Source organism: Sphingomonas sp. PP-CE-1G-424, from assembly GCF_004341085.1.
GTDB lineage: Bacteria > Pseudomonadota > Alphaproteobacteria > Sphingomonadales > Sphingomonadaceae > Sphingomonas.
In genome coordinates this window covers 176,379-197,605 of record NZ_SLXW01000001.1, presented here as the reverse complement: position 1 = coordinate 197,605, position 21,227 = coordinate 176,379, and the positions used below count along the sequence as shown (strand labels likewise).

The window sequence follows — 21,227 nt, the reverse complement described above, 5'->3', positions numbered from 1 at the left end:
CGGGTCCCGACCGGGGCCGGAACTTTTTGCCTATTAGGGAAAGGTGGGTGCCATCACGGTGCCCGACGGAGACAATCATGGACCTGACCGACGCGGTACAGGTGTCGGCATCCGGACTGCGCGCGCAGTCGTTGCGGATGCGCGTCATTGCCGAAAACCTCGCCAATGCGGACTCCGTATCGGCATCGCCCGGCGGCGATCCCTATCGTCGGCGGGTCGCGAGCTTCAGTGCCGACGTCGATCGCGCGAACGGCACGAACGGCGTCAAGATCCGCTCGGTCGACGCCGACAAGACCGCCTTCCAGCGCGCCTATCAGCCGGGCAGTCCGGCCGCCGATGCCAAGGGCTATGTGCTGATGCCGAACGTCAATCCGCTGATCGAAGTGGCCGACATGAAGGCCGCACAACGCGCCTACGAAGCCAATCTCAACGCCATCGAAGCGGCCAAGAGCCTGACGATGCGCACCATAGACCTTTTGAAGTAAGGACGAACAACGATGTCCATCGGAGCATTGGATGCGACCTCCGCCTATGGCCGGGCGCTTGGTATCGGCAAGGACTCGGGCGGGTTGCTCGGCAAGGCCGGCGGCGTCGGCGCGAGCTCGGGTGCAGGCGGGTTCGGCGACATGGTCGAACACCTCGTCGGGGATGCGGCAGGCTCAATGCGCGCCGCTGAATCCGCGAGCGCGAAGCAGGTCGCGGGCAAGGGCGACCTGATCGACGTCGTCACCGCGATGGGCGCGGCGGAAACCGCGCTCGACACCGTCGTCGCGGTGCGCGACCGCGTGGTCAGCGCCTATTCCGACATCATGCGGATGCAGATCTGACATGTCGCCGACCGACGTCATCGAAATCACGCGGTCCGCGCTCGTCGTCGTGCTGACGGTCTGCGGACCGTTGCTGCTGACCGCGCTCATCGTCGGCGTCGCGGTCAGCCTCATGCAGGCGCTGACTCAGGTGCAGGAGCAGACGCTGACCTTCGTCCCGAAACTGGTCGCGATGGGCGTCGTGCTCATGCTCACGCTGCCGATGATGGGGCATGCGATGGCCGATTTCACGCACCTCGTCGCCGACCGCATCATCCATGGCTGACACGCTCAACGGCATCCCGATCTGGGCGGTCGCGTTTCTCGTGCTGTTCGCGCGGGTCGGCGCGGTGCTGATGGTCCTGCCGGTCTTTTCGGAGGATGCGATCCCCGCGCGAATCCGGCTGATGATCGCGTTCGGGATGACCGCAGGGCTGTGGGGTATTCTCTCGCCGCACGTCCAGTCGGTGACGCAGAACATCGATGCGCTGCCGGGCGTGATCCTGTGCGAGTTGCTGACCGGCCTCGGCCTCGGCATGCTGGTGCGGATCATGTTCATGGCGATGGCGATCGCCGGGTCGATCGCCAGCCTTCAGGTCGGACTGACCTCGGCGATCGTCGCCGACAGCTCGCAGGGCGGGCAGGCCAGCATCCTGTCGAAATTCGTCGGCGTCGCCGCCGGCGTGATCTGCATGGCGCTGCTCGTCCATCATCTCTGGATCGCCGCGATCGTGCGGTCCTATGACGTGTTCCCGGTCGGCGGTGTGCCGGCGGCGGGTGATTTCGCGGCGCTTGCGGTCAAGACAGTCAGCCGGTCGATGGCGCTCGGCGTCAGCCTGGCCGCACCGATGATCGTCTACGGGATCGTCTTCAACGTCGCGCTCGGCCTGTCCGCGCGGCTGGCCCCCGCGATCCAGATCTTCTTCGTCGCGCAACCGCTCAACCTGCTGTTCGGCCTCGCGCTGTTCTCGACGCTGCTCGGCGTGATGCTGACGGTGTTCGCGGCGTCGATGGGCAGCTGGATCCAGGCGGGTTGGGGCTGATCGATGGCGGACAAGGATCAGAAGACGCATGACCCGACCGGCAAGCGGCTCGAGGATGCGCGCAAGAAGGGCGATCTGCCGAGCGCGCCGGAGATGCGGCATGCGGCGATCTTCGCGGCGATGCTGGCGGTCATGGGTGGTCTCGGTGTCCACGCGTTCTCGCGATTGGCGACGATGCTGGTGCGGCTATGGGGGCAGGCGGAGGATTATTCGCTCGCGCCGGACGGTGCGCAGAACATCGCCAGCGGGATCATCTTTCAGATCGGCGTGGTCTTCGCACCGCTGTTCGGCGCGCTGGTCGCGTTCGCGATTCTCGGCGGCGTGATGCACGGGCGGCCGACGATCTCATGGTCGCGGGTATCGCCCAAATGGAGCAAGCTGTCGCCGATCTCGGGCGCCAAAAAATTGTTCGGCAAGCAGGCGCTGGTCGAGTTCGCCAAGACGCTGGCGAAACTGTCGGTGATCGTCGGGGTCGCGGTGTGGGCGTTGTGGCCGCGCGCGAATGCGCTCGACAGCCTGGTCGGTGCGGATGCGGCGGATATCGGGACGACCGCCGCGGGACTGGTCGTGATGCTGGTCAAGACGGTCGCGGTACCGGTCGGCGCGATCGCGCTGGCCGATCTGATCTGGCAGCGCCGCACCTGGTTCTCGAAGCTGAAGATGTCGCTTCAGGAGATCAAGGACGAGCACAAGCAGAGCGAGGGCGATCCCAAGATCAAGGCGAAAATCCGCTCGATCGCGATCCAGCGGTCGCGACGGCGGATGATGACCGCGGTGCCGGGCGCCAGCGTGATCATCACCAACCCCACGCACTATGCGATCGCGCTGAAATACGATCACGGTCGGATGGGCGCGCCGGTAGTGGTGGCGAAGGGCGTCGATACGATCGCGCTCAAAATCCGCGAGATCGCGACGCAGGCGGGCGTGCCGATCGTCGAGAACCGCGTGCTGGCGCGCGCGCTGTACGCCAGCGTCGAGATCGACCGGCCGATCCCGACCGAACATTACGCGGCGGTCGCCGAGGTGATCGGCTACGTCATGCGGATTGCCAAGCGCCTGCGCTAGGCTGCGCGCGTTACGTCAGGCGTTGAGGTCGAGCTTGGCGAGTTCGACGCGGACGCGCACTTCGAGGTCGCGTGCGACCTTTGCGAACTCCGGCGTCACCGCGGCATCGTCGGGCACGACGAACGCCTCGACCCATGTTGCCAGTTCGCGCACGCGTTCGGGGGGCGCCGTGCCGTGCGCGAGATCGTCGCGCAACCGCTCCAGCAACGTCAGGCCGCGATCGGCGTCCTCCGCGATCTTGCGTCGACGTTCCGAGACCGGATCGACCGCGGCGAGCGCGACCATCATCTGAACCGAGGTCGCCGAGGTTGGGACCACTGGCGGGGGCGTCGATGGCGGTGCCTCGGCGGTGGCCGCGGCGGCCGAGGCGACAGCGGCGGGCAGCGCGAAACCGTCGCGGGTGCGCGTGTCGGCGAGCATCGATTGGAGCAGCGGCGTGATGCCGTCGATCCGCATTATTCGTCCCTTCGGTCGGCGGGCGCCATTCCTATCCTATAAGAAATTTGATGTCCAACGTCTCGCGAAAGCCCCGGCCATGCGCCTCCGTCTTGTTTCTCTGATCTGCGCCGCCCTGGCTGCTGCGCTCGGCGTGGTGCCGGCCTCGGCAGGCACGCGCGTGAAAGACATCGTCGATGTCGAGAACGTGCGGTCGAACCAGCTCGTCGGCTACGGGCTGGTGGTCGGCCTTGCCGGCACCGGCGACCGCGTCCGCAACGCGCCGTTCACCGAGGAATCGCTCCAAGCGATGCTCGAGCGGATGGGCGTCAACGTCCGTGATTCCTCGATGAAGCCGGCCAATGTCGCGGCGGTGTCGGTGATCGCGACGATGCCGCCGTTCGCGCGCAAGGGCTCGACGATCGACGTCCAGGTCGCCGCGCTCGGCGATGCCACCAATCTGCAGGGCGGCGTGCTGCTCGTGTCGTCGCTGCGCGCGCTCGACGGCAAGATCTATGCGGTCGCGCAAGGGCCGGTCGCGGTGTCGGGGTTTAAGGCACAAGGGGCCGGCGCGAGCGTCAGCCGCGGAGTCGCGACCTCGGCGCGGATCGCCGGCGGCGCGATCGTCGAGGAGGAGGTGCCCTATGCGCTGCGCTCCGCGACCAGCCTCAAGCTCGCGCTCAAGAACCCCGATTTCACGACCGCGCGGCATATCGCGGTGGCGATCAACGGTCGGTTCGCAGGGACCGCGAAGGTACTCGATCCCGGCACGGTCGAGATCGCGCCGGCGGCGTCGTTTACCGGCGACTCGGTCGACCTGTTGGGGGAAATCGAGAATCTGCCGATCGCGGTCGATCAGCCCGCGCGGATCGTCATCAACGAGGCGTCGGGCACGGTCGTGATGAGCGCCGACGTGCGGATCAGTCCGGTCGCGATCGCGCAAGGGGGGCTGACGATCAGCGTCAGCGAGACCCCGGTCGCGTCGCAGCCTGCGCCGTTCTCGAACGGGCAAACCGTGGTGCTGCCGCGAACCCGCGTCGCGGTCGACGATGGCGGCGGCGCGTCGCTGGCGATGGTCGGCGGCTCGGCGTCGCTGCAATCGCTGGTCAGCGGGCTCAACACGCTCGGCGTGTCGCCCCGCGACCTCATTACCATTCTCCAGGCGGTCAAGAGCGCGGGCGCGCTTCAGGCCGAGATCGAGGTCCAGTGATGCCGATCGATACGACCATTACAGCAACGCCGGTCGCAATACCGTCCGTCACGCCGAAAGCGCCGCCTTCTGCAGCGACGAAGGGTACGGAGGCGAAGACCGCCAAGTCGTTCGAGGCGGTGTTCCTCGGCCAGATGACCCAGATGATGATGGAGACGGTCGAGACCGACGGTCCGTTCGGGGGTGGTCACGGCGAGGAAATGTTCCGCGGCGTGCTTGCCGAAAAGCTCGGCACCGCGATCGCGGCGAAGGGCGGCATTGGCCTGGCACCCGCCGTCATGGCGCAGATCATCAAATTACAGGGAGGAACGACGCGTGATTGAACTGGTCAAGAGCCTGACGTCGCTGGCGATGATCCTGGACGAGGAAAACGACCGGCTGACTCGCCCGGCCAATGCCAGCGACCTGCCCGAACTCGTCGCGGCGAAGATCCGGCTGGCGGGCATCGTCGAGGCGGAATCGATCCGCCTCGCGCGTGAGCGGCCACGCTGGCTCGACGACCTGCCCGAGCAGGAGCAGGGCGAAATCCGGTCGCTCCTGGAAACGCTGGTCCGTCGGCTCGGCGTCAACGCGAACCTGCTCGAGCGCCGGATCGCGATGTGCGACGAGATCATGGGCGCGATCGCTGCCGAGGCGCGGCGTCTGACCGGCGCGAAGAGCGCGGTGTATGGCGTCCGCGGCACGTTGCTGTCGAGCGAGCAGGCCACGCCGATCTCGATCAACGGCCATTTCTGACACACCGCGACGCCGTTCCGACACGTCACCACGACAATGCCGCGCCGCTGCGACCGGGAGGTCCGGCGGCCCCCTATAGATACTGCGTACGGGGCGGGGGCCCTTCTGGAGATCCACATGAAATTCCTCGATAATATTAAGATACCGACGAAGATCGTCGCGTTGCTGCTGATGCTCGGTGCGATCACGATGTTCATCGCCTGGAATGGCTCCCGTCGGATCTTGATCGCCGACAACGCCAATACCGAAATGACCGAAAACATGGCGAATACCGTCCAGCTTGTTCGTGCGACCCGGATGGCCGTGCAGATGAGCAACGCGGCCTTCGCGACCGTCGTCTATGACGGCGCCAGCCCGGAAGCACGCGACGCCGCGCAGAGCGAGTTGTCCAACTACAACGCGGCCCGCGATCTGTTCGGCGCGGTCGAAAAGCAGGAGCCGGCGCTGAAAAGCCAGCTGGGCTCGTTTATCGCGCAGCTCGACCAGAGCCACGCGTTCACCTCGCGCGCTGCCGCACTGGGATTGCAGAACCGTAACGCGGAAGCCACCGCCGTTATCGGTCAGGCTCGTCCTCTGATCGCGAAACTTTCCGCCGATCTCGTGGCGTTCAATGACGCGCGGATCGCGGCAGCCAACAAGTCCGCCGACGAACTGACGGTCGTCGCGAACTCGACGTCGACGACGATGATCGTGATGGGCATCATCGGCGTGATCGCTGGCGTCGGGCTTGCACTGATCGTCACGCGCAGCGGTATCACCGGTCCGCTTGCCAAGCTGCAGAGCCGGATGGGCGAGATCGCCGCCGGCGACTATACGCAGGACGTGACGGGCACCGACCGCGGCGACGAGATCGGCGCGATGGCCAAGGCGGTCAAGGTGTTCCGCGAGAACGGCATCGCCAAGGATGCCGCCGACGCTGCCAAAGCACGCGCCGATGGCGAGCAGAAGATGGTCGTCGACACGGTGTCGACGCATCTGTCCGAACTGTCGGCGGGCGATCTGACCGCGGCGATCAAGGCCGACTTCCCGCCCGAATACGGCGCGCTGAAGAGCAACTTCAACGAGGCGCTCGACAATCTGCGCGGGCTGATCAGCTCGGTCAGCGAAAGCGCACTGACCATTCGCACCGGCTCGGGCGAAATCGCGCAGGCGTCGGAAGATCTCGCACGCCGCACGGAAAGCAACGCCGCTTCGCTCGAGGAAACCGCAGCCTCGGTCACGCAGATGGATGGCCGCCTGAAGGCGAGTGCTTCGGCATCGACGAAGACCGTCGAGCGCGCCGACCAGGCGATCGCCACCGTCGGTGGTGGTCGTGCGGTCGCCGACGAGGCGGTGCAGGCGATGGGGCGTGTTTCGGAGAGCGCGAAGGGCATCGACAGCGTGATCGAAGGGCTCGACAAGATCGCGTTCCAGACGCGCGTGCTGGCGATGAACGCCGCGGTCGAGGCCGGGCGTGCGGGTGACGCAGGGCGTGGCTTCGCGGTGGTGGCCGATCTCGTCTCTGCCCTGGCGATGCGCGCCGAGGAAGAAGCCAAGCGCGCGCGCGACCAGCTGACGGTCACGCAGACCGATATCGTCACCGCGGTCGAAGCGGTGCAGAAGGTCGATGGTGCACTCGCCAATATCTCGGGCGATGTCGGCCAGGTCCACGAGCTGCTCGCGACGATGGCGGCGGACAACCAGGCGCAGTCGGCGGCGATCACGCAGATCTCGGCAGCGATCGGCACGATGGATCAGTCGACGCAGCAGAACGCGGCGATGGTCGAGGAAACCTCGGCAGCCGCGCGCAACCTGGCGAGCGAAGTCGGCAACCTCGCCGATCAGGCGAGCCGCTTCAACGTCGGCAATGGCGGCGGAAGCAGTGGCGCCCGCGCGAAGATCCAGCAGACCTTCGGCAAGGCGCTGAGCCAGCCGGGCGCAGGCTATGCTTCGCCGGTCAAGCCGCTGCCGGCCGCGGCGATCCCCGCGCTGGTCCGTTCGGACGACGATTGGAACGAGTTCTGATCGAGGCTTAGCCGCAAGGCTGAACAGGAAGCCCGCGTCCCCAACCAGGGACGCGGGCTTTCGTGCGTCTGGGGGAGATCGGATATCGAGGTCGGGGCCTAAGTCGCGGGCAACACGCGCGACTTTAACAATTGTTCCCTTCGCACCCGAATAATCCGCGCGCGTCCTATCATGAAGGAGACACACCCTCCCACCGAAAAGGCCTCGCCATGGTCTATCGTACCTTGGCCCGCATCGCGTTGCTGCTGGCGCTCACTCCGATCTCCGCGACGCCGGTTCTGGCCCAGGCCAAGGATTCGGTGGTCGCGACGGCGACGCCCGACACCGCCGCGCAGACCACCACCCGGGCGACTCCGATCGCCACGGTCTATCCGGCCGAAGCGGCGGGCGATGGTGCGGTGAGCGCGGGGTATGCGATCGCGCGCTGGGCGGAAAACTGGACGCGGTACCGCGATCCCGCGCTGCGCGACGATCCGCTCGATCGGTTGAAGTTCATCCCGATCGCTGGCCGCGACGACGTCTATCTGACGCTGTCCGGCGAAATCCGTGGCCGCGTCGATACCGTCACCAATCCCGGTGCACGCGACGCCGAGAAGATTCGGCAGCGCGAGCTGCGGCTGTTCGCGGGCGGCGATCTCCATCTGGGATCGCATGTCCGCCTTTACGGCGAGCTGGCGCATGGCGGTGTCGCCGGCGACCGTGCGACGCAGGCGGGCGCGAACATGCGCAACACGCTGATCGTCCAGCAGGCGTTCGCCGAGGTATCGACCGCGCTGGACGGCGGCGATGTCGGCGTCCGCTATGGTCGCCAGATCTTCGCGGACGGTCCTGGCGTGCTGGTCAGCCAGGGCGATGCGGGCAACATCCAGGTCGTCCTGAACGGCGCCCGCGGCTGGGCGCATCTCGGTTCGGTCCGTGCCGACGTGTTCGACCTCCACTTCACGCGCTACGGTACCGGCGGCACCGGCGACGATCGCGTCGATCATGCGCGGCGTTTCTCGGGCGTCACGACCGGCGTCGTCCTGCCGCAGACTTGGTTCGGTGGATCGAAGCTGTATCTCGAGCCCTTCGCATGGCGGTTGCGCCGCGACGCGGTCACTTTCGGCAGCGACACCGCGCGCGAGGCACGCCGGTTCTATGGGCTGCGGCTGTGGGGCGATGCCGGGCGTGTGACGCTCGACTGGAGCGCCAATCGGCAGAGTGGCCGGTTCGGCCCGCGCGCGATCGACGCATGGCAGGTGTTCGCGGCGCAGACCGTCCGGCTCGGCGACGCGGGAACGTCACCGCGGATCGGCCTGCACGTCGATTACGGATCGGGCGGCGGCGCCTATCGGAACGGTTCGCTTCACAACGCGGCGGCACCGGTGCTCGATGGCGGCTATTTCAGCTATCAGGATGCCTTTTCGCCGACCAATTTCGTCGCGGTCGCGCCCAACTTCACGCTGTCGCCGATCACCCGCCTCCGCCTGACGGTCGAAGCGCAGCGAGTCTGGCGGGCGAAGGTCGACGACGCCGTCTATGCGGCGAGCGGGCGCGCCTATGCGGGCACGCAGTCGGTGCGCGGCACGCACGTCGCCGACGTCGCCCGCGCGCAGCTCGTCTGGTCGGTCGCGCCGCGGGTCTCGATCACCGGTCGCTACGAGCATCTGATCGCACGATCGGTGCTGACGCGGAGCGGGTTCGACAATTCCGACTGCCTGAGCGGCTGGATCAGCATGAAGCTGTAGCCGCACGGCCATCCGGTCGAACGAATTCATAATAGGTCCGAGGTTTTCGCGCGATCTTCCGCGTGGCCGAGGTCGAACAGGAGAGACGTCAAATGGGAATGCTCAACAACGCGAAGATCTCGACCAAGGTCGTATCCTTGCTCGTGCTGCTGGGATGTATCACGCTAGCGATAGCATGGTTCGGATCGTCCAAGATCGCGACGGTCGATGCGTCGTATTCACGGCTGATCGACCAGAAGCTGACCGGCACGATGTTCCGATCGCGGGGCAATACCCGGATGAACGCGATGATGTACGACGGCTACAAGATTGCCGTGGTCGGCGCGAACAGCGAGGAGGGGCGCAAGACGCTCGCGAAATTCCAGGTCGATGCCGACAAGATCGCATCCGATCTCGAACGCGGCAAGGTCGCCAACCCGCCGGCCGTCGCGGAGCTCAACGAGACCCTGCGCGGGATGCAGCAGGTCCGTGCCCTGGTCGAACGCGCGAACCAGCTGAGTGCGCAGAATCGTGCGGGCGAGGCGATCGCCGTGCTCGGCCAGGCGGACGCGGTGATGACGCCCACGTTCGAAAAGTCGTTGTCGCTGGTCGATCGTAACGCCGATCAGGCATCGGTCGAGTCGGCCAAGCTGACCGACGTGAGCATGGCGACGGTCAGCATGCTGTATATCGTCGCGATCATCGCGATCATCGCGGGCGTCGGTCTGGCGATGCTGATCACGCGTTTCGGGATCACCGGGCCGCTCAATCGTCTCCAGGCGCAGATGGGCGATATTGCCGGTGGCAACTATGCCAAGGACGTCGAGGGCACGGATCGTGCGGACGAAGTCGGTGCGATGGCCAAGGCGGTGAAGGTGTTCCGCGAGAACGGCATCGCCAAGGACACCGCTGACGCCGCCAAGGCACGCGCCGATGCCGAGCAGAAAATGGTCGTCGACACCGTGTCGACGCATCTGTCCGAGCTGTCGGCGGGTGATCTGACCGCGGCGATCAAGGCCGACTTCCCGCCCGAATACGGCGCATTGAAGAGCAACTTCAACGAGGCGCTCGACAATCTGCGCGGGCTGATCAGCTCGGTCAGCGAAAGTGCGATGACCATCCGCACCGGCTCGGGCGAAATCGCGCAGGCGTCGGAAGATCTCGCCCGCCGTACCGAGAGCAACGCCGCCTCGCTCGAGGAAACCGCAGCGTCGGTCACGCAGATGGACGGCCGTCTGAAGGCCAGCGCGTCGGCGTCGACGCAAACCGTCGAGCGCGCCGACCAGGCGATCGCCACCGTCGGTGGCGGCCGTGCGGTCGCCGACGAGGCCGTGCAGGCGATGGGGCGTGTTTCGGAGAGCGCCAAGGGCATCGACAGCGTGATCGAAGGACTCGACAAGATCGCGTTCCAGACGCGCGTGCTGGCGATGAACGCCGCGGTCGAAGCGGGCCGTGCGGGTGACGCAGGGCGCGGTTTCGCGGTGGTCGCGGATCTCGTCTCGGCCCTGGCGATGCGCGCCGAGGAAGAGGCCAAGCGTGCGCGCGACCAGCTGACGGTCACGCAGACCGATATCGTCACCGCGGTCGAAGCGGTGCAGAAGGTCGACGGCGCGCTCGCCAATATCTCGGGCGACGTCGGCCAGGTCCACGAGCTGCTCGCGACGATGGCCGCGGACAACCAGGCGCAGTCGGCGGCGATCACGCAGATCTCCGCGGCGATCGGCACGATGGACCAGTCGACGCAGCAGAACGCGGCGATGGTCGAGGAAACCTCGGCCGCCGCACGCAACCTGGCGAGCGAAGTCGGCAACCTTGCCGATCAGGCGAGCCGCTTCAACGTCGGCAATGGCGGCGGAAGCAGCGGCGCACGTGCGAAGATCCAGCAGACCTTCGGCAAGGCGCTGAGCCAGCCGAGCGCGGGCTATGCTTCGCCGGTCCGCCCGCTGCCGGCCGCCGCGATCCCGGCGCTGGTCCGTTCGGACGACGATTGGAACGAGTTCTGAGCGAGGCTTAGCCGCACGGCTGAACAGGAAGCCCGCGTTCCCTACCAGGGACGCGGGCTTTCGTGTGTCTGCGGATATCGGGGCAGGCGCTGTGATCGGCACGCTGGGTCGATCGGAAGAACACTGATTTTCCATATTTCCCAGGTAATTCGGGAAAAGAGCAATCGGGAATGCGTTTTGCGGGACGGTCATTCTCAACTGTGCCCTTCGCGCGATCAATCGAGTCGCCTTCCTAGTGTTCGTTCGTTTGCGGGAAAGTCGGATCGATCGCTGTCGCCGAAGCTAGGACGTTCGCTGCACCGGCGCGCCTTTGAAACCGACGTTCGTTCGAGGCCGGCCTTCGAGCTGCTTTGTCGGTAGCTAACTTGGTTGATATTCGTGCGCTAATATTCCGAACCCATCTTGTTTTCTCGGTATCGGATCGACACAAATCAATCTTTAGCTTCAACAAAAAGCGAATCCATGAATAACAATCTTGTCCCCGTACCACCGGTAGCGTTGCCAGCCGTTACAGCAACGACTGGTCCAATGCTCGATGCTCTCACGACGGCTCTTGGCGTCGAGAGGAATGTCCTCGCCGCAGACGGACAGATCGCGCATGCGTGGGCAAACTTGCCTCGCTTGCTTGATCGGATTCCGGCCGAACACCGAAACGAGACACTCGCGAGAATGTGTGTCGCCGTTGCTTCCGGCCTGTTTGATAGCGCTATCAACTACGCCTGGAATGCGGCCATCGTCGAGCTAAGACAGAAGGTTAGGCGATTCGGGATGGCGGTCACCTCGCAAATCACCGGTAAGCAGTTCGAAGAGGCTGCGCTTTTGGACATGAAAGACGCGGAGCTACTACAACTCTGCCTTAAGCTAAACCTCATCTCCGAAGATGGCTTTTTCCTTCTCGACCAGTGTCGCGCGATCCGGAACAACTTCTCAGCGGCGCACCCCTCCATGGGGGTTCTCGACGAGGACGAGCTACTGTCCTTCCTCAGTCGCGTTGCACGTCATGCGCTCGCCAACGAGCGGAATCTCAGGGGCGTCGACATTCCCGCCTTTCTGACCGCCTTGAAGCTCAATCGCTTCACGCCTGACCAGCTGGAGGCCTGGAAGCTGCGCATTCTCGAGACGTTCGACGCGCAGCGTGAAATGCTCTTCGGAACCCTCCACGGGATGTATTGCGATCCTGCGTCCGGCGAAGAGGCGCGGGTCAACGCGCTCGCGGTTTGCAGCTCTTTGTGTGCGATCATGACCCCGAACGCGCATTCAACTCTTGTCGACCGTCACCAAGACTATGTTGCCAAGGGGGAGGTCGACCGGCACACCGCATCACAACAGTTTTTCGAGCGCCTAGGTTTGCTTGGACTGCTCGGTGAGGCAGAAGTCCACCTACTCATAACGCGCGCGGCGCAATCACTAATGTCGGTCCACCAAGACTTCAGCAATTTTTACAACGAACCGCCTTTTGCGGAGCGACTGCTCGGCTTGACATCTCAGAACAGAGTGCCTGTTAGTGCGCAGCACGTCTTCGTCGAGGCACTGGCGACCGCGGCCACAGGAAATCAATACGGCACTGCGAACGCTGCCTATCCGCACTATCTCAGCATGATCAAATCTCTTTCGCCTGCCGAGGTGTTGATCCTGCTCGAGTTGCCTTTGCGGCAGACCTTGCTGGCAAACAGGCTCCGCAGCCATGCCTCCTGCAGGGACCGCTTCAAGGCATGGGTTCGGCTCATTGATCCTGCATCGGTTCCCACGCAGGCGAAACCCGAGTATGCTAAATGGATCGTGTAGTCGGTGACGTGGGCTGCCTTGGGTACGATATCAGTCGCTTAAGGCATCCACGTAGACCGTCAACAAATAGCTGACAGGCTTGGCGTCGCGTGCGCTCACAAGGGCGCGGACATGCGAAAGCCCCGGCGTGCGGGGGCACGCCGGGGCTCGCTGACCGCCAGTACAGGGGGATCTCAGCTGGCGGTGAGGCGGATCAGCTTGTCCATCGGCAGTTGCGTGCCGTTGACGCCGAGCGTCACCGAGCCGCCGGCGCCGCCGCCGACCACATCCTGGACGAGACCGGTGCTGGTGATGTCGACCGGTACGGCCTGGCCGTTCGCATCGATGCCGGTCAGCGACAGCGTGTAGGCGCCGTCCGCGGCCTTCGATCCGTTGGCCAGCGTCCCGTCCCACGCGACGCGACCGGTCAGCCCGTCGGGCGCGATATCGCGCGTCGCGACGGTCTTGCCCGACGCGTCCGCGAACGTCGCGGTCAGCGTGGTGATCGCGCGATCGGTCTTGTACCCCCATTGCGCAGGGCCGGTCGACGACAGGCCGGAGACGGGCGTGTCGAACGACGCCTGCCGGCCGATGAAGCCCGAGGCCTGCGCCATGTTCTGCGTCGACAGCTGCGTGAGGATCTCCTGCAACGTCGAGGTCTGCTTCGTCGTCTGCTGGACCTGCGTGTATTGCGCGAGCTGTTGCGTGTACTCGGTCGAATCCATCGGCTTCAGCGGATCCTGGTTCTGCATCTGCGTCGTCAGCAGCTTCAGGAACAGGTTGAAGTCGGAGGTCGCGCCCGAGACCGTGCCGTTCTTGTCCTGCGCGGTCAGGGCGGTGCCGATCGTGGAAACTGTCATGCTGTCATCCTCAGGCCATCAGGTCGATGCGGCCGCGCGGGTTGAGCGGTCGCCAAACGGGATCGATGTCGGCGCCGCCATCGGCGTCGGCGTCATCGGAGTAATAGGGGCTGGCCGGCTGGTGCTGGCGCGGCTGGCCGTCGGCCGTGCCGTTGCCCCCGCTGCCCGTACCACCACCGGTTCCGGCGCGCGTATCGAAGCGCAGGCTCTGCTGATCCGCGCGGACGCCGGCATCGCCGAGCGCACGGTTGAGATCGGCGCTGTCGCGACGCAACAGGTCGAGCGAGGCGGGATTATCAGCCGAAACGACCGCGCGCAGGACGCCGTCGTCGTCGAAATGCATCCGTACCTCGATCCGACCCAGGTCGCGCGGATCGAGCCGGACCGTCATCGCCTCGCCACCGTCGGTGCGGACGTGGCGCGCGATCGCGACCCCCATGTCGTGGCCCATCTGGCCGGGGGTGGGCGTGACGGTAACCGTGGTCGTGGCGGGGGTCGGTGTCGACGCGGTGGCGAGCGGCTGGGCGGTTGTCGCGGTCGGTATGGCCTGGGCGTGCACAGGCGTGACCGCGGACTGCAGTGCCGGCGCGGTGTCCGCCTGCTGTCCGACGATCGGGGTACCGGCAGGTAGCGCGTCGGGTTTCAACAACGGCGCAAAGGGCGTGGCGGAGTCCGCGGGCTCCGCCTGCGTCGGCGTGACGGCGTCGGCCGAGGCTGCGATCGAGCGGGGCGCGGTCCGGCCGGCACTTGAAGATGGGGGCGTCGCATCGCCGTCGGAGCGGAGGTTGGCGCTGACATAATGCGGCCCCGCCATCTGCGCCAAGGCGTTTGCCGGTGGCGTCGCGAGGACGGCCAGAGTTGGCGCCGCCGCGTCGAGTGCCGGCGTCTTTTCTGCGGTGCCCAGGTTCTCGGCATTCGGTGCGGATGAGGGGGCGGTTTTTTCGTCCGGCTCCGTCTGCGTCACGCCGGCTTTCCCGCCGCGTGTCGCTGTGACGGGACGTCCCGTCATCGTAGTGGCAGCAGCCGGGACTGACGCCGTTGGAGCTGGCGTCGTTGCGGGGTTGGCGGACGCCGCCGCGGTGGGGCCGGCAGGGACCGAAACTGTCGTGACCGAGGGCAAGGGCTGCGTTGCCGACGGTTGCGCGCGATCCGCCACGGTCTCGTCGTCGGAGGCGGGCGTGTCCTTGACCGCGCTGCGCACCGAAGTTGACGGTACCGTTGCGGGCGCGATCGGACCGGACTTCGGAGATAGCGTAGGCTGCGTTTTTGAGGATGTTACCGAAGCGGTTTTTGTTGTCGAGGTCGCCGATGCCCCCGCGGTCTTCGCGGCGGTAGAGGGCGAGGCTGCGTCGCCGGTACCATCAGCCGCCGGCGTGGACGGCTTCGTGTCCGCCACGGTTGGTGTCGTGGTTGCGGGCAGCGAGGGCTGCGATGGTCGATTGCCGATAGCTGCCGCCGCAAGGTCGGCGAGCGCAAGTTTGGTTGTCGGCGTAGGCGTAGCGGCTGCGAGCGACACGGCTGTGTCCGTCGACTCGCTCTTCGGGTCACCCCTCACAGGGGCCGGGCCTTCTGTCTCCAAAGCGGCCGTCGCCGGGCTGGGCGGGGCAGGGACTAACGGCGCGCCGAGAGGCGACGTCGCGGGCATAGCGGTCGCGATGCCGTAGGTGTCGGCGATCAGCCGCGCTGCGGGGGGCAACGCCGCCATCGCCGTCTGTGCCAGCACTATCGGTGCGCCACCCGAACGGGCGGAGGCGAAGGGCAGCTGTGACGTCGTGTCGGGAGTCGTCGCGATACGCGATCCTTGCCCGGTCTGCGTCTGGCCGAACCCCGTTCCGGCGAGTGCCGCATCGAAGCCCGTGCCGGGCGATGTCGCCGGCCGCTGACCGGCAACCGCGACGGCGTCGAGACCTGGCAACAGGGAGAAGCTCGGCGGGGTCATGCGTATCCTCGACGCGGTGATCGGCGTATCATCGTCTTATTATAGGCGGTTCGCGGACTGTCGGGCGCAGCGATCACCCGACGACCCCGAGCGAGCGAATTCGCGCTCTCGCGTGGACTTCGTTCTGCGAGAGGACGACGGTGGCGGGGCGGACGCGTTCGATGATCGAGCGGACGAACGGCCGGATCGCCGGGTTGGTCAGCAGGCACGGGATCTCGCCCTCGGTCGCGAGCCGGTCGAAGGTCTCGCGGATCGCGGCCAGGAACGCGTGCAGGCTCGACGGCGCCATCGCCAGATGCCGGTCGTCGCCTTGCCCGACCAGGCTTTCGGCGAACGCCTCGTCCCACTCGCCCGACAGCGTGACGATCGGGATCGCTCCTTCGCGCGTCTGCTGCGCCGAGATCTGGCGCGCCAGCCGGCCGCGGACATGCTCGGTCATCTGGGTGATGTTGGAGGTCAGCGGCGCCGCCTCGGCGATGCCCTCGAGGATCGTCGGGACGTCGCGGATCGAGATGCCCTCGGCGAGCAGGTTCTGGAGGATGCGCTGCACCCCCGACACGCTGATCTTGGCCGGCACGATATCGGCGACGAGCTTTGCCGACTCCTTGTGGACCTCGTTGAGCAGCTTCTGCGTCTCGGTGTAGCTCAGCAGATCGGCGATATTGTCCTTCACCAGCTCGGTCAGGTGGGTGGTGATGATCGTGCCGCAATCGACCACGGTCAGCCCGCGCATCCCCGCCTCGTCGCGCAGTTCGCGGTCGATCCACAAAGCGGGCAGGCCGAACACGGGTTCGCGGGTCGCTTCGCCGGGCAGCGACAGCGAGTCCTGCGGCGGGTTGATCACGAGCAGGCGGTCGAGCCGGATCTCGCCGCGCGCGGCCTCGGTCTCCTTGATGTGGACGACGTATTCGTTCGGCTTCAGCGCCATGTTGTCGAGGATCCGTACCGACGGCAGCACGAAGCCGAAATCGACCGCCATCTGGCGGCGCAGCGCGCGGACCTGATCGTCGAGCCGGGGCTCGCGGCGTTCGTCGTTGATGATCGGCAGCAGCGCATAGCCGATCTCGATCCGCACCGCGTCGATCGCCAGCGTGCGCGAGATCGGTTCCTCGTCGGGCATCGCATCGGCATCCGCCGCAGCCTTGTCCATGCGATCCTGCACCACGCGCGTGCGGGCATCGCGATCGAGCTTGTACGCCGCCCAGCCGCAAGCCGCCGAAAATATTGCGAACGGGATGAACGGCAGGCCGGGGATGATCGCCAGCATCCCCATCATCACCGAGACCATCCCGAACGCCTTGGGATAGCGGCCGAGCTGGTCGCCGAGCGCGGCGCCGGTCTTGCCCGCGACGCCGCCCTTCGAGACGAGCAGGCCGGCGGCGATCGAGACGATCAGCGCGGGGATCTGGCTGACGAGGCCATCGCCGACCGTCAGCAGCGTGTAGGTGTGGAACGCCTCGCCGAACGGTACGCCGTGGACCGCGACGCCCATGATCAGCCCGACGAAGACGTTGATTGCGGTGATCAGCAACGCCGCGACCGCGTCGCCCTTCACGAACTTCGACGCACCGTCCATCGCGCCGTAGAACCCGCTCTCGGCCTCGACTTCGGCACGGCGTTCCTTGGCCTGGCGTTCGTCGATCGTGCCGGCGTTGAGATCGGCGTCGATCGCCATCTGCTTGCCGGGCATCGCGTCGAGGCTGAAGCGCGCGGCGACTTCGGCGATACGGCCGGCGCCCTTGGTGATGACAACGAAATTGATCACGATCAGGATCGCGAAGATGGTGAGGCCGATCACGGTCTCGCCACCGATCAGGAATTCGCCGAACGCCGCGATCACGCCACCGGCAGCGTGCGAGCCCTCATGGCCATGCGCCAGGATCAGCCGCGTCGAGGCGAGATTGAGGCCAAGCCGCAGCATCGTCGAGATCAGCAGGATCGTCGGGAACGCCGACAGCTGGAGCGGCTTGTCGATGAACAGCGCGGTCATCAGGATCATCACCGACAGCGTGATCGACAGCGCCAGCCCGAGATCGAGCATCCAGCCGGGCATCGGCAGGATCAGCATGCCGATGATCGCGATCACCCCGACCGCGAGCGCCATGTCGCGATTGGCGCCGATGCGCTGCAGGAAATTGGCGATGGCTGGCGGCATGGCGATGCGGGTCCGGATCAGATGGAGGGGGCAGGGGGCAGGTAGCGGGCCGGATCAGGTGGCCGATGAGGTGGCGCCGATCAGGTGGCGGGGATGATCGCGATCCCCGCTTCGACGAAGCTCTTCAGCTTGTTGCGCATCGTCCTGACCGAGATGCCGAGAATCCCCGATGCGGAGGTACGGTTGCCGCGACAGCGTTCCAGCGTCTTGAGGATCAGCGCGCGTTCGACATCTTCGACGGTATGGCCGACGAGACGGTCGACGCCGGGCGTCGCCTCGTCCGTGGTCCGTGCCAGCCGCGTGCCGTCGGCGAGCACCAGATCGTCGGGACCGACCACCGGGCCGCGCGCGAGCACGGTGGCGCGGTGGACGACATCCTCAAGTTCCTGGACGTTGCACGGCCAATTGTGGCGCGCGAGCAAGGCGAGCGCGGAGTCGGCGATCGGGCGAACCGCGATCTGTTCCACGCGGGCGGCCTGCTCCGCGAAATGCGCTGCCAACGCGGGAATATCGCCGACCCGGTCGCGCAGTGGTGGCAGCGCGATCCGCACCGTCCCGAGCCGCGCGGCGAGGTCTGCATGGACGGTCCCAGCGGCCGCGGACACTGCCAGATCGGCGTGCGCGGAGGTGATGATCCGGGTGTCCGCATAGCCCGAGGCGAGCGCGTGCGCGAGCCGGGTCTGCGTGTCGAGCGGCAGGCGATCGACCTCGCGGAGGAACAGCGTGCCGCCGCGCGCCTCGTCGAGCTTGCCCCGCCGCGGCGGCAGGGTTCCACCGGCGGCGCGGCCGAACAGTTCTGCTTCGATCGCGGTCGGCGTGCCGTGCGCGGCGTCGACGATCAGGAACCGACCGGTGCGTCCCGAGATGGCGTGGATCGAGCGCGCGAGCATCGTCCGCCCGGTCTTGGGTTCACCGACGATCGACAAGGCGATCCGGCTCGGTGCGATCGACCAGGCATAGCCGACCGCACGGACGAAGCTCGGGTCCTTGCCGATCAGCGTGCCCGGTGGTGCGGCCGCCGCGTTGGTGAGGATCGCGGCGATCAGCGCGTGGTCGGGTGGCAGCGAAACGTAGTCGCGGGCACCCGCCCGGATCGCGGCCACCGCCTGCTCGGCCTGGACGTCGATCCCGCAGGCGATCACCGGCACAACGAACGCCTCGATGCGGAGGCTGGTGATGAACCCGGCGACATCGGCGGCGACGTCGATCATCACCAGCCCGACGCTGGTCTCGCGCAGGATCGCCAGCGCCGTATCGATATCGTCCGCGATCGAGACGGTCGCACCGTTGTCGCGCGCCATCTGCGCGGCGACCTTCAGGACCGCGTCCGCACCGATCAACAGCAGATGGGGGTCGTCGCCCGTGCGGATCACGCGCGATTTTCCTGCTGGAGGATTTCGGTCAGCGTGATGCCGAGCATGTTGTCGATCAGCACCACTTCGCCGCGGGCGATCAGGCGATCGTTGACGAAGATGTCGACCGGTTCGCCGACGCGGCGATCGAGTTCGACGACCATCCCGGCCTTCAGCTTGAGCAGGTCGCCGATCAGCATCTTCGATCGGCCGAGGACGGCGTGAACCTTGACCGGCACGTCGAAGACCGCCTGGAGATCGGCATTGCCGGACATCGCCGCGGCGGCGACATCGGCGGGGTCGTCGAACTCCTCGAGGAACGCGACGGGCACGATGTCGTCGGGGTCGGTAAGATGCGGCACGGGGTTGGTCATCTGCGTATCCATCATGCGTTCATCCATTGGCGAATTACGGCGGCGGCTTCGGGCGGGGCCGCGGTGATCGCGTCACCAACCCGGCGAAGCGCGCCGAATTTGACTTGGCCATCGACCTGCGCGAGCGCGATTTCCTCATCGAGCGCGGGGCCGTTGGCTTCGAGCAGCGGGCGCTGTACCCCGCCCGGCACGGTGCCGGACTGGTCGGGCAGCGCGGCCAGCTCCGCGGTCTGCGCGGTGAGCAGGCGCTCCGCCGCGGTACCCGTTTCGCCGCTCGCCTGCGGCCGGATCATCCTGAGCGCGACCAGCCCGACCCCAGCGATGAGCAACAGCTTGCCCAGCATCCAGAGCTGATCGACGGGCAGCCGCGAGAGGAAGCCGGAGTCGGTATCCTTGAGGCTGTCGTCGGCGGCGAACGCCATGCTTTCGATCACGACGCTGTCGCCGCGCGCGGTGTCCGCGCCGACCGCATTCTCGACCAGCCGCGTCAGCCGCTGGATCTGCGCCGCGGGCAGCCCCTTGGCGCCGCCATCGACCATCACCGCGACCGACAGCCGCTTGATCCGGCCGGGCGCGCGGTCGACGACACTGTGCGTCTTGCTGTTGTCGTAGGTCGTATCCTCCGACGTCTCGTCATGCGCTTCGCTGCGGTTGGTCCCGGTGCCGCCGGCCTGCGGCTGCGCGTCGGGGAGCTGCCGGGCGATGCTGGCGCCTTGCGGGGCGGCCTGCGTGTCGGCGTTCTGATCCTTGCCGGAGACCGACACCTGATGCGCGATCACCTGCTTGTCGGGATCGAAGACGTTGGATTCTTCCTGCGTGCGGTCGCGGTCGATCTCGGCGGAGACTTCGGCGCGAACCTTGCCCTGGCCGACGATCGGCGCGAGCATCGCCTCGATCTCGTCGCGCATGCCGGATTCGACGGTCGCCTGGCGTTCGTCGATGTCGCTCGATCCCATCGTTCCGGCGTCGCCCGCGCGGGCAAGCAACGCGCCAGTCTGATCGACGATAGAGACGGACTCGGGCGACAGGTCGGGCACCGAGGACGAGACGAGGTAGCGGATCGACTGGACCGCTTCGGCACCGAGCCGACCCTTGGTCTTGACGGTGACCGCGGCACTCGCCTTGGTGGTCTGCGTCGCGAACATCGCGCGGTCGGGCATGACGATATGGACGCGGGCGCGGGAGATGCTCTGCAGCGTCTCCACCGACTTCGCCAGTTCGCCTTCGATCGCGCGCGTCTCGTTCATCTTGGCGCGGCTCGCGGAGACGCCGAACGGCTCCTCCTCGTCGAGTACGTCGTAGCCGATCTTGCCGCCCAGCTTCTCGCCGGCCATGCCCATCCGCAGTTCGGCGAGCTTGTCCTCGGGCGCCATGATCGAGGTGCCGTCGGCCGAAAGCTGGAAGGCGACGTTCTGCGCCTTCAGCTTTTCGGCGATCGACTGTGCCGCGCTCGGGTCGAGGTCGGTGTAGAGAAACCCCATCGTCGAGTCGCCGCCGCGCGTCGCCACCACCGCGAGAACGGCGAGCAGCGCAGCAGCGATTCCTCCCATCAGGAGCAGGCGCTGGCGACCGATCTGCCCCAACACTGTCCGTATCTGATCCAAGCGAAACCCCATTCGAAACGGCAGCAATGCCTGATTTCATTATAGGAGAGACGCGAGGCGGCAGTTCTTGCCGGGCGGAAACTTTTGCCGACCGGTGATCGGGTGGCGGTCTGACGTGGTGTCATCAAGCCGGGCGGTGCGATGGTTCGTCATTCCCGCGTAGGCGGGAACC

At 66.4% G+C, this 21,227-nt stretch carries 19 protein-coding genes; 12 read left to right on the top strand and 7 right to left on the bottom strand.

Annotated features, from left to right (window positions below; all coding sequences use genetic code 11):
• Positions 1-77: 77 nt before the first annotated feature.
• From flgC to flhB, 5 genes are read left to right on the top strand one after another with little or no spacing between them, the layout of a single operon-like run.
• On the top strand, positions 78-485 hold the full coding sequence (flgC, locus tag C8J43_RS00945; protein ID WP_133029385.1) for a flagellar basal body rod protein FlgC: 408 nt from the start codon (positions 78-80) through the stop codon (positions 483-485).
• A 12-nt stretch (positions 486-497) separates the two neighbouring features.
• A complete protein-coding gene (locus C8J43_RS00940; protein WP_121885448.1) occupies positions 498-827 on the top strand; it encodes a flagellar hook-basal body complex protein FliE in 330 nt (109 codons plus the stop codon).
• Between the two features lies 1 nt (position 828).
• Complete coding sequence (fliQ, locus tag C8J43_RS00935) at positions 829-1,092, top strand: flagellar biosynthesis protein FliQ (RefSeq protein ID WP_056055568.1); 264 nt, start codon at positions 829-831, stop codon at positions 1,090-1,092.
• Complete coding sequence (fliR, locus tag C8J43_RS00930) at positions 1,085-1,849, top strand: flagellar biosynthetic protein FliR (RefSeq protein WP_056055571.1); 765 nt, start codon at positions 1,085-1,087, stop codon at positions 1,847-1,849. The genes fliQ and fliR overlap by 8 nt, the downstream gene beginning before the upstream one ends.
• 3 nt (positions 1,850-1,852) lie before the next feature.
• Positions 1,853-2,914: a flagellar biosynthesis protein FlhB gene (gene flhB, locus C8J43_RS00925; RefSeq protein WP_133029384.1), complete on the top strand. Its 1,062-nt coding sequence runs from the start codon at positions 1,853-1,855 to the stop codon at positions 2,912-2,914.
• A 15-nt stretch (positions 2,915-2,929) separates the two neighbouring features.
• On the opposite strand, the gene C8J43_RS00920 is transcribed toward flhB, so the two are convergent.
• Positions 2,930-3,370 carry a flagellar assembly protein FliX gene (locus C8J43_RS00920; RefSeq protein ID WP_133029383.1) on the bottom strand — a complete coding sequence of 147 codons (441 nt, stop codon included), beginning with the start codon at positions 3,368-3,370 and terminating at the stop codon, positions 2,930-2,932.
• 79 nt (positions 3,371-3,449) lie between these two features.
• Here C8J43_RS00920 and C8J43_RS00915 point away from each other — a divergent pair, with 79 nt between their 5' ends.
• The 7 genes from C8J43_RS00915 (at position 3,450) to C8J43_RS00885 (ending at position 12,792) form a co-directional block, all read left to right on the top strand.
• On the top strand, positions 3,450-4,559 hold the full coding sequence (locus tag C8J43_RS00915) for a flagellar basal body P-ring protein FlgI (RefSeq protein ID WP_056055584.1): 1,110 nt from the start codon (positions 3,450-3,452) through the stop codon (positions 4,557-4,559).
• Positions 4,559-4,882, top strand: coding sequence for a rod-binding protein (locus C8J43_RS00910; RefSeq protein WP_133029382.1), 324 nt, complete (start codon positions 4,559-4,561; stop codon positions 4,880-4,882). The genes C8J43_RS00915 and C8J43_RS00910 overlap by 1 nt, the downstream gene beginning before the upstream one ends.
• The gene (locus C8J43_RS00905) at positions 4,875-5,294 is read left to right on the top strand and encodes a hypothetical protein (protein ID WP_133029381.1); all 420 of its coding nucleotides are present in this window, start codon (positions 4,875-4,877) and stop codon (positions 5,292-5,294) included. The genes C8J43_RS00910 and C8J43_RS00905 overlap by 8 nt, the downstream gene beginning before the upstream one ends.
• A 117-nt stretch (positions 5,295-5,411) precedes the next feature.
• Positions 5,412-7,298, top strand: coding sequence for a methyl-accepting chemotaxis protein (locus C8J43_RS00900; RefSeq protein ID WP_133029380.1), 1,887 nt, complete (start codon positions 5,412-5,414; stop codon positions 7,296-7,298).
• Positions 7,299-7,507: 209 nt separating this feature from the next.
• Positions 7,508-9,025 carry an alginate export family protein gene (locus tag C8J43_RS00895; RefSeq protein WP_133029379.1) on the top strand — a complete coding sequence of 506 codons (1,518 nt, stop codon included), beginning with the start codon at positions 7,508-7,510 and terminating at the stop codon, positions 9,023-9,025.
• Between the two features lie 92 nt (positions 9,026-9,117).
• Complete coding sequence (locus tag C8J43_RS00890) at positions 9,118-11,007, top strand: methyl-accepting chemotaxis protein (protein WP_133029378.1); 1,890 nt, start codon at positions 9,118-9,120, stop codon at positions 11,005-11,007.
• 528 nt (positions 11,008-11,535) lie between these two features.
• Entirely contained in the window at positions 11,536-12,792 is a 1,257-nt protein-coding gene (locus C8J43_RS00885) for a hypothetical protein (RefSeq protein WP_207893301.1), read from the top strand.
• Between the two features lie 173 nt (positions 12,793-12,965).
• Here C8J43_RS00885 and C8J43_RS00880 read toward each other — a convergent pair whose 3' ends face one another.
• From C8J43_RS00880 to fliF, 6 genes are all read right to left on the bottom strand, one after another.
• On the bottom strand, positions 12,966-13,631 hold the full coding sequence (locus tag C8J43_RS00880; RefSeq protein WP_133029376.1) for a flagellar hook capping FlgD N-terminal domain-containing protein: 666 nt from the start codon (positions 13,629-13,631) through the stop codon (positions 12,966-12,968).
• A 10-nt stretch (positions 13,632-13,641) separates the two neighbouring features.
• On the bottom strand, positions 13,642-15,570 hold the full coding sequence (locus C8J43_RS00875) for a flagellar hook-length control protein FliK (protein ID WP_133029375.1): 1,929 nt from the start codon (positions 15,568-15,570) through the stop codon (positions 13,642-13,644).
• A 73-nt stretch (positions 15,571-15,643) separates the two neighbouring features.
• A complete protein-coding gene (gene flhA, locus C8J43_RS00870) occupies positions 15,644-17,725 on the bottom strand; it encodes a flagellar biosynthesis protein FlhA (protein WP_133029374.1) in 2,082 nt (693 codons plus the stop codon).
• Between the two features lie 80 nt (positions 17,726-17,805).
• Complete coding sequence (locus C8J43_RS00865) at positions 17,806-19,098, bottom strand: sigma 54-interacting transcriptional regulator (protein ID WP_243645351.1); 1,293 nt, start codon at positions 19,096-19,098, stop codon at positions 17,806-17,808.
• Positions 19,095-19,466, bottom strand: a complete 372-nt coding sequence (gene fliN / locus C8J43_RS00860) for a flagellar motor switch protein FliN (RefSeq protein WP_231420814.1) — start codon at positions 19,464-19,466, stop codon at positions 19,095-19,097. The genes C8J43_RS00865 and fliN overlap by 4 nt, the downstream gene beginning before the upstream one ends.
• Entirely contained in the window at positions 19,463-21,001 is a 1,539-nt protein-coding gene (gene fliF, locus C8J43_RS00855) for a flagellar basal-body MS-ring/collar protein FliF (RefSeq protein ID WP_183128838.1), read from the bottom strand. Before fliF ends, fliN begins: the two co-directional genes overlap by 4 nt.
• Positions 21,002-21,227 lie beyond the last annotated feature (226 nt).

Bases quoted from the DNA above. Each gene is read 5' to 3' on its own strand.
- flgC (WP_133029385.1), top strand. From the start codon at position 78: ATGGACCTGACCGACGCGGTACAGGTGTCGGCATCCGGACTGCGCGCG.
- C8J43_RS00940 (WP_121885448.1), top strand. From the start codon at position 498: ATGTCCATCGGAGCATTGGATGCGACCTCCGCCTATGGCCGGGCGCTT.
- fliQ (WP_056055568.1), top strand. From the start codon at position 829: ATGTCGCCGACCGACGTCATCGAAATCACGCGGTCCGCGCTCGTCGTC.
- fliR (WP_056055571.1), top strand. From the start codon at position 1,085: ATGGCTGACACGCTCAACGGCATCCCGATCTGGGCGGTCGCGTTTCTC.
- flhB (WP_133029384.1), top strand. From the start codon at position 1,853: ATGGCGGACAAGGATCAGAAGACGCATGACCCGACCGGCAAGCGGCTC.
- C8J43_RS00920 (WP_133029383.1), bottom strand. From the start codon at position 3,370: ATGCGGATCGACGGCATCACGCCGCTGCTCCAATCGATGCTCGCCGAC.
- C8J43_RS00915 (WP_056055584.1), top strand. From the start codon at position 3,450: ATGCGCCTCCGTCTTGTTTCTCTGATCTGCGCCGCCCTGGCTGCTGCG.
- C8J43_RS00910 (WP_133029382.1), top strand. From the start codon at position 4,559: ATGCCGATCGATACGACCATTACAGCAACGCCGGTCGCAATACCGTCC.
- C8J43_RS00900 (WP_133029380.1), top strand. From the start codon at position 5,412: ATGAAATTCCTCGATAATATTAAGATACCGACGAAGATCGTCGCGTTG.
- C8J43_RS00895 (WP_133029379.1), top strand. From the start codon at position 7,508: ATGGTCTATCGTACCTTGGCCCGCATCGCGTTGCTGCTGGCGCTCACT.
- C8J43_RS00890 (WP_133029378.1), top strand. From the start codon at position 9,118: ATGGGAATGCTCAACAACGCGAAGATCTCGACCAAGGTCGTATCCTTG.
- C8J43_RS00885 (WP_207893301.1), top strand. From the start codon at position 11,536: ATGCTCGATGCTCTCACGACGGCTCTTGGCGTCGAGAGGAATGTCCTC.
- C8J43_RS00880 (WP_133029376.1), bottom strand. From the start codon at position 13,631: ATGACAGTTTCCACGATCGGCACCGCCCTGACCGCGCAGGACAAGAAC.
- C8J43_RS00875 (WP_133029375.1), bottom strand. From the start codon at position 15,570: ATGACCCCGCCGAGCTTCTCCCTGTTGCCAGGTCTCGACGCCGTCGCG.
- flhA (WP_133029374.1), bottom strand. From the start codon at position 17,725: ATGCCGCCAGCCATCGCCAATTTCCTGCAGCGCATCGGCGCCAATCGC.
- fliN (WP_231420814.1), bottom strand. From the start codon at position 19,466: ATGATGGATACGCAGATGACCAACCCCGTGCCGCATCTTACCGACCCC.
- fliF (WP_183128838.1), bottom strand. From the start codon at position 21,001: ATGGGAGGAATCGCTGCTGCGCTGCTCGCCGTTCTCGCGGTGGTGGCG.